Origin of the sequence: Blattabacterium cuenoti (assembly GCF_014251315.1) — a bacterium.
Classification (GTDB): domain Bacteria; phylum Bacteroidota; class Bacteroidia; order Flavobacteriales; family Blattabacteriaceae; genus Blattabacterium; species Blattabacterium cuenoti_AJ.
The window spans coordinates 466283-481947 of sequence record NZ_CP059185.1; the positions used below are offsets into that span (position 1 = coordinate 466283).

12 protein-coding genes and 5 tRNA genes are annotated in these 15665 nt (G+C 27.4%); 1 reads left to right on the forward strand and 16 read right to left on the reverse strand.

Annotation, left to right across the window (positions count from 1 at the left end):
* Window positions 1–15 precede the first annotated feature (15 nt).
* From rpoB to ileS, 16 genes are all read right to left on the reverse strand, one after another.
* On the reverse strand, window positions 16–3825 hold the full coding sequence (gene rpoB, locus H0H74_RS02285; RefSeq protein WP_185849093.1) for a DNA-directed RNA polymerase subunit beta: 3810 nt from the start codon (window positions 3823–3825) through the stop codon (window positions 16–18).
* A 39-nt stretch (window positions 3826–3864) separates the two neighbouring features.
* Window positions 3865–4236: a 50S ribosomal protein L7/L12 gene (rplL, locus tag H0H74_RS02290; protein WP_185849094.1), complete on the reverse strand. Its 372-nt coding sequence runs from the start codon at window positions 4234–4236 to the stop codon at window positions 3865–3867.
* Window positions 4237–4285: 49 nt separating this feature from the next.
* Entirely contained in the window at window positions 4286–4828 is a 543-nt protein-coding gene (rplJ, locus tag H0H74_RS02295; protein ID WP_185849095.1) for a 50S ribosomal protein L10, read from the reverse strand.
* On the reverse strand, window positions 4825–5529 hold the full coding sequence (gene rplA, locus H0H74_RS02300) for a 50S ribosomal protein L1 (protein WP_185849096.1): 705 nt from the start codon (window positions 5527–5529) through the stop codon (window positions 4825–4827). Before rplA ends, rplJ begins: the two co-directional genes overlap by 4 nt.
* 10 nt (window positions 5530–5539) lie before the next feature.
* Window positions 5540–5977 carry a 50S ribosomal protein L11 gene (rplK, locus tag H0H74_RS02305; RefSeq protein ID WP_185849097.1) on the reverse strand — a complete coding sequence of 146 codons (438 nt, stop codon included), beginning with the start codon at window positions 5975–5977 and terminating at the stop codon, window positions 5540–5542.
* A 7-nt stretch (window positions 5978–5984) separates the two neighbouring features.
* Window positions 5985–6539: a transcription termination/antitermination protein NusG gene (gene nusG, locus H0H74_RS02310; RefSeq protein WP_185849098.1), complete on the reverse strand. Its 555-nt coding sequence runs from the start codon at window positions 6537–6539 to the stop codon at window positions 5985–5987.
* The gene (gene secE / locus H0H74_RS02315; RefSeq protein WP_185849099.1) at window positions 6536–6721 is read right to left on the reverse strand and encodes a preprotein translocase subunit SecE; all 186 of its coding nucleotides are present in this window, start codon (window positions 6719–6721) and stop codon (window positions 6536–6538) included. The genes nusG and secE overlap by 4 nt, the downstream gene beginning before the upstream one ends.
* Window positions 6722–6742: 21 nt before the next feature.
* A tRNA-Trp gene (locus tag H0H74_RS02320) sits at window positions 6743–6815 on the reverse strand.
* An 18-nt stretch (window positions 6816–6833) separates the two neighbouring features.
* Entirely contained in the window at window positions 6834–8021 is a 1188-nt protein-coding gene (gene tuf / locus H0H74_RS02325) for an elongation factor Tu (RefSeq protein WP_185849100.1), read from the reverse strand.
* A gap of 28 nt (window positions 8022–8049) precedes the next feature.
* Window positions 8050–8121: transfer RNA gene (locus H0H74_RS02330), tRNA-Thr, on the reverse strand.
* A 62-nt stretch (window positions 8122–8183) separates the two neighbouring features.
* Window positions 8184–8256, reverse strand: a tRNA-Gly gene (locus tag H0H74_RS02335).
* A gap of 10 nt (window positions 8257–8266) precedes the next feature.
* Window positions 8267–8350: transfer RNA gene (locus H0H74_RS02340), tRNA-Tyr, on the reverse strand.
* 3 nt (window positions 8351–8353) lie between these two features.
* Window positions 8354–8427 (reverse strand) — tRNA-Thr (locus H0H74_RS02345).
* Window positions 8428–8511: 84 nt separating this feature from the next.
* On the reverse strand, window positions 8512–9174 hold the full coding sequence (locus H0H74_RS02350) for a lipoprotein signal peptidase (RefSeq protein WP_185849101.1): 663 nt from the start codon (window positions 9172–9174) through the stop codon (window positions 8512–8514).
* A gap of 7 nt (window positions 9175–9181) precedes the next feature.
* The gene (locus H0H74_RS02355) at window positions 9182–9577 is read right to left on the reverse strand and encodes a TraR/DksA family transcriptional regulator (RefSeq protein WP_185849102.1); all 396 of its coding nucleotides are present in this window, start codon (window positions 9575–9577) and stop codon (window positions 9182–9184) included.
* Window positions 9574–13038, reverse strand: coding sequence for an isoleucine--tRNA ligase (ileS, locus tag H0H74_RS02360; RefSeq protein WP_185849103.1), 3465 nt, complete (start codon window positions 13036–13038; stop codon window positions 9574–9576). The genes H0H74_RS02355 and ileS overlap by 4 nt, the downstream gene beginning before the upstream one ends.
* Window positions 13039–13082: 44 nt before the next feature.
* Here ileS and mutS point away from each other — a divergent pair, with 44 nt between their 5' ends.
* Window positions 13083–15656, forward strand: coding sequence for a DNA mismatch repair protein MutS (gene mutS, locus H0H74_RS02365; RefSeq protein ID WP_185849104.1), 2574 nt, complete (start codon window positions 13083–13085; stop codon window positions 15654–15656).
* The last annotated feature ends 9 nt before the right edge of the window (window positions 15657–15665 follow it).

The following is a 15665-nucleotide window of genomic DNA, read 5'->3' on the forward strand; positions in this document are numbered from 1 at the left end:
GAACAACAAAAAAATTTACTCTTCTAAACGAACATCCAATCCTAATCCCTTTAATTCATAACAAAGAACATTAAAAGATTCTGGATTGTTAGGTTCAGGCATTGGTTCTCCTTTCACTATGGATTCATAAGTTTTAGCTCTCCCAGACACATCATCTGATTTAACAGTTAAAATCTCACGTAAAATATTAGAAGCTCCAAAAGCTTCTAAAGCCCAAACTTCCATTTCTCCAAAACGTTGCCCTCCAAATTGAGCTTTACCTCCTAAAGGTTGTTGGGTTATTAAAGAATAAGGCCCTATTGAACGTGCATGCATTTTATCATCTACCATATGACCTAGCTTTAACATATATATCACTCCTACAGTAGCAGGTTGATCGAATCTTTCTCCCGTACCTCCATCAAATAAATAAGTGGTTCCAAAACGAGGTATTTTTGCTTTATCTGTATATTTACAAATTTCTTCTATAGTGGCTCCATCAAATATAGGCGTTGAAAATTTCATATTTAATTTTTGTCCAGCCCACCCCAATACAGTTTCATATATTTGTCCTATATTCATTCTAGAAGGAACTCCTAAAGGGTTCAAAACAATATCTACAGGACTTCCATCTTCTAAAAAAGGCATATCTTCTTGTCTTAAAATTCTAGCTACTACTCCTTTATTTCCATGTCTCCCTGCCATTTTATCTCCTACTTTTAACTTCCTTTTTTTAGCAATATATACTTTAGCCATTTTTATAATTCCTGAAGGTAATTCATCTCCAACCGTAATAGAAAATTTTTTGTGTTTAAAAGTACTCTTTAAGTCATTTACTGCTATTTTATAATTATGTAATATTTCTGATATCAAATCATTAATTTTTATATCATCAATCCAATTTCCAAAACGAATTTCTATATAATCCTTAATACTACTAAGTATTTTTATAGTAAATTTCGTCCCTTTTTTTATAATTTCTTGTTCTTTTTCATTAAAAATAGAACTATTACATAACTTTCCATCTAAAATAGTCCCTAATTTTTTAACCAATAAATTTTTAAGATTTAAAAATTTTTTTTCATATTCTTTTTCTAAACGTGTTATTTTAATTTTATCCTGAGCTCTAGATGTTTTATCTTTTATACTTCTAGTAAAAAGTTTTGTATCTATAACAACTCCAAATAATGACGGTTCAGCTCTTAAAGAAGCATCCTTTACATTTCCTGCTTTCTCCCCAAAAATAGCTCTTAATAATTTTTCTTCTGGTGTGGGATCAGATTCTCCTTTTGGAGTTATTTTTCCAATAAGAATATCACCGGGTTTTACTTCTGCTCCTACTCTTATAATTCCATTTTCATCTAAATCTTTAGTTGCCTCTTCACTAACATTAGGAATATCATTGGTTAATTCTTCCATACCTAATTTTGTATCACGAACTTCTAAAGAATATTCATCTATATGAATAGAAGTGAACCAATCTTCACTTACTACTTTTTCGGAAATTAAAACAGCATCTTCAAAATTATAACCATTACATGGAATAAAAGCAGCTTTTAAATTTCTTCCTAAAGCTAATTCTCCATTTTCTGTAGCATAACCTTCACATAAAATTTGACCTTGAATTACTTTCATTCCTTTTTTTACAATAGGTTTTAAAGTTATACATGTATTCTGATTTGTTTTTCTGAATTTGATTAAATCATAAACTTGAATTTTAGGATCAAAACTAGATAAATCTTCTTTATCTGTTTTATCATAACGAATAATTATTTTTTTCGCATCAACATATTCTACAAATCCATTTTTTTTTGCATTAATTAATATACGAGAATCTCTCGATACTTGTTTTTCTAATCCAGTTCCTACAATAGGTGCTTCAGGTTTTAATAATGGAACCGCCTGACGCATCATGTTAGATCCCATTAAAGCTCTATTTGCATCATCATGTTCTAAAAAAGGAATTAGAGAAGCGGAAATAGAAGCTATTTGATTAGGCGCTACATCTATATAATCGACTTGATTCGGATTTACTATAGGAAAATCTCCATCTTCACGAACTATAATTCTATCAGATAAAAAATTTCCATATCTATCAATAGCATTAGCTTGTGCTATAATTTTTCCTTCTTCTTCTTCTGCACTTAAATATTTTACTTTAGACTGTAAATCTACTTTTTTATTAGAGACAATTCGATAAGGAGTTTCAACAAATCCCATATTATTTATCTTTGCAAATACAGAAAGAGAAGATATTAATCCTATATTAGGCCCTTCTGGAGTTTCTATAGGACATAATCTTCCATAATGAGAATAATTAACATCTCTAACTTCAAATCCTGCTCTTTCTCTAGAGAGACCACCAGGACCTAACGCTGAAAGTCTTCTTTTATGAGTAATCTCAGACAAAGGATTTGTTTGATCCATAAACTGAGATAATTGATTTGTTCCAAAAAAAGTATTTATTACAGATGATAAAGTTTTAGCATTAATAAGATCTATAGGCATAAATACTTCATTATCACGAACATTCATTCTTTCTCTTATAGTTCTAGCCATTCTTGCTAAACCAATACTGAATTGAGTATAAAGTTGCTCTCCTACTGTTCTTACTCGTCTGTTAGATAAATGATCAATATCATCCACTTCTCTTTTTGAGTTAAATAAAGCATTCAAATGTTCTACTATTGCAATAATATCTTTTTTAGTCAAAACTAAATAATCAGGATTTATATTTAGACCAAGACGTTTATTTAAACGATATCTTCCTACAGGACCTAAACTGTATCTAGCATCAGAGAAAAAAAGTTTATCTATAACACCTCTAGCTGTTTCTTCATCTGGAGGCTCAGTATTTCTGAGTTGTCTATAAATATATTCTACTGCTTCTTTTTCAGAATTAGTTGGATCTTTATGTAAAGTATTATAAATAATAGAATAATCTTTTTTTCTTCCTCCTTCCTTATGTAATAAAATAGTTTTTATTTCATGATGAATCATAAGATCAATATGTTCTTCTTTCAAAACAACATTTCTGTCTATAAGAATTTCATTTTTTTCCACAGATAAAACTTCTCCTGTATCTTCATCAACAAAATCCTCATGCCAAATTTTCAGTACTCTAGCTGCTAAAGTTCTATTTAGAATATTTTTTTCATTTCCTATGATTTTCATTTCTTCTGATAAATCAAATATTTCTAGTATATCTTTGTCCCTTTCATATCCTATCGCACGTAATAAAGTTGTCATAGGGAGTTTTTTCTTTCTATCAATATATGCATACATAACATTATTAATATCTGTAGCGAACTCTATCCATGATCCTTTAAATGGAATAATTCTAGCGGAATAAAGTTTGGTTCCATTCGCATGGTGAGATTGACCAAAAAAAACACCAGGAGAACGATGTAATTGAGATACAATGACTCTTTCCGATCCATTAAAAATAAAAGAACCAGAAGGAGTCATGTAAGGACATGTTCCTAAATAAACATCTTGATACACTGTTTCAAAATCTTCATGTTCAGGATCAGTACAATACAATTTCAATTTAGCCTTTAAAGGAACACTGTAAGTTAAACCTCTTTCTATGCACTCTTCGATTGAATATCTAGGAGAATCTATAGAATATCCTTTAAATTCTAAAACAAAAGAATTCCTAGCATCAGAGATAGGAAAATTTTCTGTAAAAGCTTTGAATAATCCTTCGTTTTTTCTATCTTCCGGTTTCGCGTCTAATTGAAAAAATTCTTTAAATGATTTGATTTGAATATCCAAAAAATCCGGATATTCCACTTGTTTTGCTACTGAAGCAAAAGTGATTCTTTTTTTTTCTATATTCACCAATTTTAATTTAATGGATAATTTAAAAAAAATGCAAATTTTCTATTTCAATTCAACTTCAGCTCCTATTTCTTCAAATTTATTTTTAAAATCTTCTGCTTCTTTTTTATTTACAGATTCTTTAAGAAGACTGGGAATATTATCTACTAAATCCTTAGACTCCTTAAGACCTTTTCCAGTAATTTCTTTAACTAATTTTACTACAGATAATTTAGAATTTCCAGATGATTTCAAAATTATATTAAAAATACTTTTTTCCTCTTTTTCAGAAGTTTTTTCTTCTTTAGATAAAGTATTTTCCATTTTAACTGAAGTAGATGGTTCTATTCCATATTCTTTTTTTAAAAGTGTAGCTAATTCATTAACTTGTTTTACAGTTAAATTGACTAATTGTTCTGCTAGCTTTTCTATCATTTTGTTATTTATTTTTTAATATTAGTTAAGTAATAGAGTACTTAGATTTTCATTTCTTATCAGAAGATAAAGCTTCTAAAATTTCACATATTTTATATTTTGTCGAATTTAAAAGAGATGAAACAATATTTCTTGTTGAAAATTGAAGTATATTTAAAATTTCAGTAAGGAGATATTCTTTAGACTTAAGATGAATCAGTAGATTCAAATCTTTATTTCCTCCAAAATAAAAAGATTCTTGAGCATAAACTCCTTTTAAATAAGGTTTATCAATTTTTTCTTGAACATGAAAGTTCATTATAATCTTTGAAGCAACATTTGCCCCATTCGAACTTGAATACAACATAGTTGTATTTCCATTTAAAATAGGAAAGAAAGAATCAAATTTTTGATTTTTTATTTTGTTTATAGCTTTTTTTAATAAAGTATTTTTTACCATTTTCATTTTAATGCTATGTTCATGAAAATTTTTTCTTAGAATAGATATTTGATTAGAATTTAAATCGGATATATTAATCAAATATATTGTTTCATTATTAGATAGTATGGAAACTAGTTCCAACAATTCTTTTCTTTTATTTTCTTTATTCATTTGTTCACGAAACTTTTTAAATCTAATGCTAGACCATAACTCATAGTACTAGATAAATAAATACTTTTTATATAAGATCCTTTAGATTTATATGTAGAAGGTTTATTACGAATAATTGTTTTTATAAATTCTTTGATATTTTCTAATAAGTATTGATGTAAAAATGAAACTCTTCCTATCGAAGCATGAACAATTCCATAACGATCTGTTTTGAAAGTTATTTTTCCAGATTTAATTTCTCTGATAGGTTTTTCTGGATTTACGGAAATAGTTTCCATTTTTGGGTTGGGCATCAATCCTTTAGGCCCCAATATTTTTCCTAGAGTACCTAATTGATTCATTACAGAAGGAGTCGCTACAATAATATCAATGTCGGTCCATCCAGATTTAATTTTTTCAATATAGTTTAATCCAACATAATCCGCACCTGCTTCTTTAGCTTCTGACTCTTTATCTTTTGGGACTAAAGCTAAAATACAAATATTTTTACCTGTTCCATGAGGTAACGAAACCGTCCCTCTTACCATTTGATTAGGCAAACGAATATTTACGCCAAGATGAACAGAAATATCAACAGATGCATCAAATTTTACAAAATCAATTTCTTTAATAAGAAGTATTGCTTCTTCTAAAGAATACTTTTTTTTACTAGAAATTTTATCTAGAATTTTCTTTTTATTTTTAGTTAATTTTTTTGACATGAAGTTTTTTTTATCTATAAATTTCTATTCCCATAGATCTAGCGGTTCCGGAAACCATAGATATAGCAGATTCAATAGAAAAACAATTAAAATCTTCCATTTTATTATTCGCAATTATTCTAACTTCATTTAAACTTATTTTTCCTATTTTAGAACGATTAGATTCTTTAGAACCTTTTTCTTTTTTTACTATATTCAGCAACTGAATAGAAACTGGAGGCTTTTTGATTAAAAAAGAAAATGATTTATCTTCATATACAGTTATTATTACAGGACATATTTCTCCTATTTTATTTTGAGTCATAGAATTATATTGTTTACAAAATTCCATAATATTTACTCCAGAACTCCCCAAAATAGGCCCGATAGGAGGAGCTGGACTAGCCTTTCCTCCATTTAGGTTTTGGATTTTAATTCTTTTTATCACTTTTTTATTTGTTTTAATCATGATTTTCTTAGATTTTTTCTATCTGTGTAAAATTCAATTCTAATGGAGTTTTTCTACCAAAAATTAAAACAGCTAATTCCAATTTTCTTTTTTCTTCATTTATCTTTTCAATTGTTCCATTAAACCCTGTAAAAGGACCATCTATAACTTTAATTGTTTCTCCTACTATAAAAGGAATACTAATATTTTCATAACTTTCAGAAAGTTGATCTATTTTTCCTAACATTTTATTTACTTCTTCTTTTCTCATAGGAATAGGAATAGCGGAAGGCCCTTTTCCTTCACTTAAAAAAGTTATGACACCCGGAACATTTTTGATCGCATGAGAAGCTTCTCCTTCTAAATTTGCTTCTATCATAACATATCCAGGATAATGAACTTTTTCTCTATGTATTTTTTTCCCTTTTCTCATTTGTATAACTTTCTCGATAGGAACTAATACTTTTCCTATCTGTTCTTGAAATCCATGATCTCTAACTTCATTCTCAATATATGATTTCACTTTGTTTTCTTGTCCACTCATAGTTTTTATGACATACCATTTTCTTTCTAAATCGCTCATAAAGAAAATAATTTTTTAATCAAAAAAATAAAAAAACCATCCACCCCATATAAAAATATGGATAAGAATATGGAAAAAAAAGAGACAATCATTGTTGTTGATTGTAAATCATCCCATTTAGGCCATGTAATACAATGAAAAAATTCGTTATAAATTTCTAAAAAAAAATTATTTCTTTTCATGTATATATATAATACTCAATGCACGGACGGTAAGAATCGAACTTACGACCTTCGGTTTTGGAGACCGATGCTCTACCAACTGAGCTACATCCGTTTTTTAATATTTGTGAAATCAATCCATTATATGAATAACTTGCCCCGCTCCTACAGTTTTTCCTCCTTCACGAATAGCAAAACGTAAATTCTCACTTAATGCTATAGGCTGATGTAATTCTACTTCCATAGAGACATTATCTCCAGGCATTACCATTTCTACTCCATTTGGAAGATGAATTTCCCCTGTAACATCTGTTGTTCTAAAATAAAACTGAGGACGATATTTATTATGAAAAGGAGTGTGTCTTCCCCCTTCCTCTTTTGTAAGAATGTATACTTCTGCTTTAAATTTCTTATGAGGTTTTACAGATCCCGGTTTTCCTACAACCATTCCTCTTTTGATATCTTTTTTTTCTATTCCACGTAATAATAAACCTACATTATCTCCTGCTTGTCCTTTATCTAAAATTTTTCTAAACATTTCAACTCCTGTTACTGTAGATGATAATTTATTTTCTCCCATTCCAATAATATCAACTAAATCTCCTGTATTCACAATTCCACTTTCAATACGACCTGTCGCTACTGTTCCTCTTCCTGTTATAGTAAAAACATCCTCGACAGGCATCAAAAAAGGTTTGTCCATTTCACGAATGGGTTCAGGAATATAATCATCTAACATTTTCATCAAATCTTTTATTTTTTCTACCCATTTTTTTTCTCCATTTAAAGCACCTAAAGCTGATCCTTGTATAATAGGAATATTATCTCCATCATATTCATACTTGGAAAGTAGCTCTCTAATTTCCATTTCTACTAATTCTAATAATTCTGAATCATCTACTTGATCTACTTTATTCATAAATACTACAATTTTTGGAACACCTACTTGTCGAGATAATAATATATGTTCTCTAGTTTGAGGCATAGGGCCGTCTGTAGCTGCTACAACTAAAATAGCTCCATCCATTTGAGCTGCTCCTGTGATCATATTTTTAACATAATCTGCATGTCCAGGACAATCAACATGGGCATAATGTCTTTTCTCAGTTTCGTATTCTACATGAGAAGTATTAATAGTAATTCCTCTAGCCTTCTCTTCAGGAGCATTATCTATTGCATCAAAACTTTTTTCTTCTGCTAAACCAATTTCTGATAAAACTTTTGTAATTGCAGCAGTTAATGTTGTTTTTCCATGGTCTACATGACCCGTGGTTCCTATATTTACATGTGGTTTGTCTCGTTTAAATTTTTCTTTTGCCATGATATTAAAAATATTGAGTTTTTTGAAAAGCCAACGGCGGGAATTGAACCCGTGACCTCTTCCTTACCAAGGAAGTGCTCTACCACTGAGCTACATTGGCCATATTTTTGTATTATAATAATAAATCTCATTCCATCATATATATATACCTACTAACCATAGAGCGGAAGACGGGATTCGAACCCGCGACATTCAACTTGGAAGGCTGATGCTCTACCAACTGAGCTACTTCCGCTATATTATGATGGGGAGAGCAGGATTCGAACCTGCGAAGGAAAAACCAACAGATTTACAGTCTGTCCTCGTTAACCGGACTTGAGTATCTCCCCAAAAGCCGATGGAGGGATTCGAACCCACGACCCCGAGATTACAAATCACGTGCTCTGACCAACTGAGCTACACCGGCTATTCAAATTTGATTCGTAATAATGAAAATCAAGGCAATACAAATCTATAGAGATTTTTATAAATCTCAAAAAAATAATAAACGTTATAAAATTTCTACATTTTTAATTTTACGTTTAAATATGAGTAATGAAAATCCACCAATGGATATCACAATATCAGATAAATTAAAAATGGGTTTAAAAAATTGGAAATTATAATTTCCAAAAAATGGAATCCAGTGAGGAAGATTAGTGTCTATTATAGGAAAATAAAACATATCAACAACACATCCCTCCATAAAAGAAGCGTATCCTCCTGTATGATCTTTTCCAAGATTAAAAAAATCGGAATTTATTTTAGATATTCCAATGTAAGGAATCCATTCTTGGGATTTTTGACTATAAATCGTTCCAGAATTGAATAAAACCCCATATAAAGCACTATCTAAAAAATTTCCCACAGCTCCTGATAAAATTAAACTAATAGGAATAGTTAAATATTTAGAAGATCCTTTTTTTATATTTTTGTAAAGAAAAATAAAAATAAAAAAAACTAAAAAAAATCGAGAAATACTCAATAATATTTTTCCATAATATCCTCCTCCAAAATTAACACCATAAGCCATTCCTGGATTTTCTACAAAAAAAATCCAGAAAAAAGGGAAAATAGAAATTCCACTCCCTAATTCAAAATGAGTTTTAATATAAATTTTTAAAACTTGATCTATTGTTAAAATAGAAAAAATAATTAAAAAAAATTTTTTCAAAAAAAATTTATCTATTTATTTTTTCTACCAATCTTTTTCCTTCAACACTTAAAGTAGTATGAGGGACTGCCATGAGACGTTCTTTAGGAATTAATTTTTTAGTGATCCGACAAATTCCATAATCCTTGTTTTCCACTCTAATTAAAGCCGAATTTAAACTTTTAATAAACTTCTGTAAATGTTCCACTATTTGTGCATTTTGTTCCTTACTCAATGTTTCTGATCCTTCCTCAAAAGCTTTGAAAGTAGGATAAGTGTCATCTGTTCCATTATTTTGATCATTGTAAAAAGATTCCTTAAAAATTGATAAATCTTTTTTTGCTTTTTTCAATTTTTCAAGTATAAGTTTTCGAAATTCTTTCCTTTCTTCCATAGAATATCTTTGTTTTACTTGTCCTTTCATTTTTTTATATTTTCTTCTACTTTTCGAATCTGCATATATAATATGAATTTTTTTTCAAAATAGATTTTTTCTTTTTTCTCCTCTTTATCTATCTTTTTTTGTAAAAAAACGTTGACAGAAAGAGTTTCTCTACAAATAAAATCTTTGTTTTTTTGTAAAATGATTTGTATTTTTTGAAAATCATGATTTTCCTTTACACTTAAATACACAAGTATTTTTTCGATTACATTATATTTACGATATTTTCTTAATTTTTGTATATATCGAATTAATTCTCTTATAAATCCCTCTTCCCAAAGAGAATCTGTAATACGTAAATCTAATGCTATCGTAAATTTCGAATCAAATAAAACTGACCAACCTTTAATATATTCAGTACTAATTTTGACATCTTCTAAAAAAAGAAGAATTTTTTCTTTTTTCAGAAAAAGAAAACATTTTTTATTTTTTTCTATTTCTCTAATTTTTTCTTGACTAAATTTTTTGATAAGCTCAGAAATTATTGGAACTTTATTTCCGAACTTAGGTCCAAGAGATTGATAATTAGGTTTTATATATTTTATATATTCAAGATTTTTGTAGGAAGAAGGAAATTTTACTTCTTTTACATTAGCTTCTTGAAAAATTATTTCAGAGAATTGTTTCAATTGAAAACGAATTTTTTTATCAGAAACAAGAATAAGCAATTTTTGTAAAGGTTGTCGAATTTTTATTTTATTTTTTTTTCTTACAGAAAAAACCATAGCAATTATTTTCTGAATCCAAAGCATTCTATTTTCCAATTCTTTATTAATTAAATTATAATCATAACTAGGATAACTTGTTAAATGAATGCTTTTAAAATTTTCTTTTTTAGTAATAGAATTTAAATCAACATATAATTTTTCAGAAAAAAATGGAACAATGGGAGAAATTAACTTGGCTACAACAATTAAACATTTATAAAGAATTTGATATGCAGATATTTTATTTTTTGTATATTTTTCTTTCCAAAACCTTCTTCGGCATAATCTAACATACCAGTTACTTAACTTGTCTATAACAAAAGATGAAATCAAACGTGAAACTTTAGTGGGATTATAGTTAGCATAGTAATTATCTGTTTTTTGAATAAGAGTGTTTAATTCAGAAAGAATCCAAAAATCTAATCCTGTATAAGAATTAAAACATTCCTTTTCTTTTTCTTTATAAGAAAAACCATCAATATTAGCATATAAAACAAAAAAAGAATAAATATTATATAGTGTTCCAAAAAATTTATTTATAATAGTGTGAATCTCCTTTATGTCAAATTTTAAATTATCCCAAGGTTCAGAATTGAATATAATATACCAACGTATGGCGTCAGGACCATAATTATCGATTACGTCAAAAGGATTTATAGTATTCCCTTTGCTTTTTGACATTTTACGACCATTTTGATCCAAAATTAATCCAGTTGATACAACATTTTTATATGCTATAGAATTAAATAACAAACTACTAATAGCATGCAAAGTAAAAAACCATCCTCGTGTTTGATCTATTCCTTCAGAAATAAAATCAGCGGGAAATAATATATTTTTATCTATATATTCTCTATTTTCAAACGGATAATGAAATTGAGCATATGGCATTGCTCCAGAATCAAACCATACATCAATTAAATCAGATTCTCTTTTCATAGGTTTTCCTTTAGAAGAAACCAAAATGATTCTATCCAAAACATGTTTGTGTAAATCTATTTTATCATAATTATGATCACTCATATCATCTAATGTAAAATCTTCAAAAACATTATGTGACATAAATCCACATTTAATAGATTTTTTAATTTCCAAGATTAACTCTTTAATTGATCCTACTACTATTTTTTCATCTCCTTTTTCTGTACTCCAAATAGGAAGAGGTGTCCCCCAATATCTAGAACGTGAAAGATTCCAATCTTTTATATTTCTTAACCAAGAATCAAAACGTTTTTTTCCTGTAAAAGGAGGATGCCATTGAATTTTTTGATTTAAACGAATCATTTTATCTTTCATTTCTGAAGTTTTTATAAACCATGAATTTAGTAGATAATAAAGTATTGGTTTTTCCGTCCTCCAACAGTGTGGATAAAAATGAATATGTTTTTCCGTCCTAAATATTTTTTTTTCTTTTTCTAGAAAAAGAATTATCTCTTGATCTACTGAAAAAAAATTTTTTTGATTTGTAGTATTAAATTCATTTTTAACATATTTTTCAGAAAATCCATAAGGAAAATTTTTTATAAATTTTCCTTGAAAATCAACCAAGGGAATAGGAATATTTTCTTCATTTAAAACTAACATTGGAGGAATGTCATATTTCTTAGAAATTATAAAATCATCCATTCCAAATGTAGGAGAGATATGAACAATTCCAGTTCCTTCATTTACATTAACAAAATCTCCTGCTATGATTCTAAATGCATTTTTTTCATTATAATAAGGTTTAAACCAAGGCAATAATTGTTCATATTTACAAAATATTAATTCTTTTCCTTTAAACTTATATACTATTAAATAAGGAATTTTATGACTTTTATTATTATAAGCATCTAATTCAGTATTAGTTGAAACAGAATAGAACTGATCTGACAATAATATTTTATGAATTAATTTTTCAGAAAAAACAATATTTTCTTTTAAAAAAGTATAGGTGTTATAGGTTTTAACTAATACATAGTCTATATCATAACCAAAAGCTAATGCTGTATTTGAAGGAATGGTCCAAGGAGCAGTTGTCCATGATATAAAATATATATCACCTAAAATGTTTTTAAATTTTTCAGGTAAAGTATTTTTAATGGCCTTAAATTTTAAAAATGGAGATAATTGTTTTACTTCTTTATAAGTTCCCGGCATGTTCAATTCATGATAACTTAATCCTGTTCCTGCAGCAGGGGAATAAGGCTGTATTGTAAAACCTTTATAAATAAGACTTTTATCATATAATTTTTTAATTAGCCACCATACACTTTCTATATACTTTGCATTATAAGTAATAAATGAACTATCTAAATCTATGAAATATCCTATTTTTTCCGTAAAAAATTTCCATTTTTTCAATGATTTGTTCACAAAACTTTTACAAAGATTATTATATTCTTCTACACTAATTTTCTTTCCTATATCATTTTTAGTAATTCCTATATCTTTTTCTACATTTAATTCTATAGGGAGTCCATGCGTATCCCACCCTGCTTTTCTAAATACTTTTTTACCTTTAAGAGCATGATATCTACAAAAAATGTCCTTGATAATTCTGGTTAAAATATGATGAACACCAGGATTTCCATTTAAAGATGGAGGCCCCTCATATAAAATATACGAAAGAGCATTTTTCCTGTTATAAAAATTAGAATTATTTTGAAAAATCTTATGTTTTTTCCAATATTGATATATTTCTGTAGTTATATGATTAAGATCCAATTTTTTATATTCTCTAAATATTTTTGACATAAGGCAATAATAAATTAACAATCTTCTATTTTAATAATTTTGATATGAACAAAAACGAAACCTTTTATTATAAAAAAAAAGAAGAAACTCCATTAATTAAGCAATATAATGATATAAAAACTAAATATCCAGATACAATTTTATTATTTCAAGTTGGGGATTTTTATGAAACTTTTGGAGAAGATGCCATTAAATGTTCTCAAACGTTAAATATCGTTTTAACCAAACGAGCCCACATACATTTAGCAGGGTTTCCTTATCATTCTTTGAGTACTTACTTACCGAAATTGATACGTTCAGGATTCCGTGTCGCTATTTGTGATCAATTAGAAGAGCCAAAAAAAGGTAAAAATCTTGTAAAAAGAGGGGTCACAGAACTTGTAACTCCAGGAGTATCTATCAATGAAAATATTGTATCCTCTAAATCAAATAATTTTTTAGCCTCTATTTACGTAGAAAAAAATCAAAATTTTGGGTTAAGTTTCTTAGATATTTCTACTGGAGAATTTTTTGTAACAGAAGATACAAAAAATAATGTTTTACAATATTTAAAACATTTTCATCCTAGTGAAATCATTTTTCAAAAAAAGGAAAAAAAATTTTTTGATAAATTTTTAAAAGGAAAATATTATACTTTTTTTATGGAAGATTGTATGTTTGATTATTCATCAGCATATGAAAAATTAATATCGCACTTTGAAATTAATTCTTTAAAAGGATTTGGCATTAATGATTTAAAATTAGGTATTATTTCTTGTGGAGCCGTTTTATCTTATTTACACAATACATTACATTTCAACATAAAACATATTTCTAATATACGAAGAATAAAAAAGGAAGAATATATGAAAATAGATGATTTTACCTTTAAAAATTTAGAAATATTTCATCCTTTGAACAAAGAAGGAGCTTCTTTAATAAATATTTTAGACCATACTATAACTCCTATGGGGGGAAGATTATTAAAAAATTGGATTATTTTTCCTTTAAAAAATTTATTTCATATCAGAAAACGTCATCAAATAGTGGAAGAATTATGCATTAACAACATAATACGTACTTTTATAAAAACAAAATTAAAAAGTGTTTACGATATAGAAAGAATAATTTCTAAAATCGCCATTGGAAAAATTTCTCCCCGTGAAATGTATACGCTATATAAATCTTTGATTTCTATAAACGAAATACAAAAAAAATGTTTATGTCAGGGATCTGAAATTCTTACAAACATTGGAAACTCTTTTCAAGATTGTAATTTAGTATGTGAAAAAATAGCTAATACAATACAAGAAAATCCTCCACATCAAATTGAAAAAGGAAAAGGAAATGTTATAATTAAAGGATTTTCTAAGAAATTAGATGAAATTCGTATGATATATTTTTATCAAAAAGAATATTTAGAAAAACTTTGTTCAATAGAGAAATTAAAAACAGGAATTAATAATTTAAAAATCGGATATAACAATATTTTCGGATATTTTTTTGAAGTAAAAATTTCTAAAAAAGAAAAAGTACCCTCACACTGGATCCAAAAACAAACATTGACAAATTCTATTCGATATATTACTGAAGAGTTAAAAAATTATGAATTAAAAATTTTCAATGCAGAACAAAAAATTTTTTTTTTGGAAAAAGAAATATTTCATAATCTAATGAATCAAGTATTAGAAAAAATAATCCCCTTACAAAAAAATGCAAAAACAATTGCCAAATTAGATGTATTATGTTCTTTTTCTAGTTTAGCGTTAGAAAATAATTATGTCGAACCAACAGTTAACGATTCTTCAAAAATATCTATAATAAAAGGACGACATCCAGTTATTGAAAGACAATTTATTTCAAAAACTTCTTATATTCCTAATGATATTATTTTAAATAAATCTAATCAACAAATATTAATCATCACAGGTCCTAACATGTCAGGAAAATCTGCTTTTTTACGTCAAACTGCCATTATTATACTTATGGCTCATATTGGAAGTTTTGTTCCTGCTAAACAGGCAGAAATAGGATTAGTAGATAAAATATTCAGTAGAGTTGGTGCATCCGATAATATTTCTTTAGGAGAATCTACTTTCATGGTAGAGATGAATGAAACAGCAAATATATTAAACAATCTTTCCAAAAGAAGTTTTCTCATTTTAGATGAAATAGGAAGAGGAACAAGTACTTATGATGGAATTTCTATAGCAAAATCTATCATTGAATTTTTACATGAAAAAAATTTTCGCCCTCTAACTTTATTTGCTACACATTATCATGAATTAAATGAAATGAGTCTTTCTTTTAAAAGAATAAAAAACTATCATATTTCTGTAAAAGAAATAAATGACAACATTGTTTTTATGCGAAAACTAGTAACTGGAGGAACTGAACATAGTTTTGGGATTTATGTAGCTAAAATATCGGGTATGCCTATAGAAATTATTGAAAGAGCAAAAGAAATACGAAATACATTAAAATTAAAAAAAAATAAAACAGAAATTAATAAAGAAAAAACTTTTTTTTTATTAAAAAGAATAATTTTTTCTTTAAAAAGAATAAAGAATATTGATTCTTTATCACTACAAGATGCAATAATTAAAATTAACGAAATTAAAGATTTGTTGAATTATTAAAATTTGCTC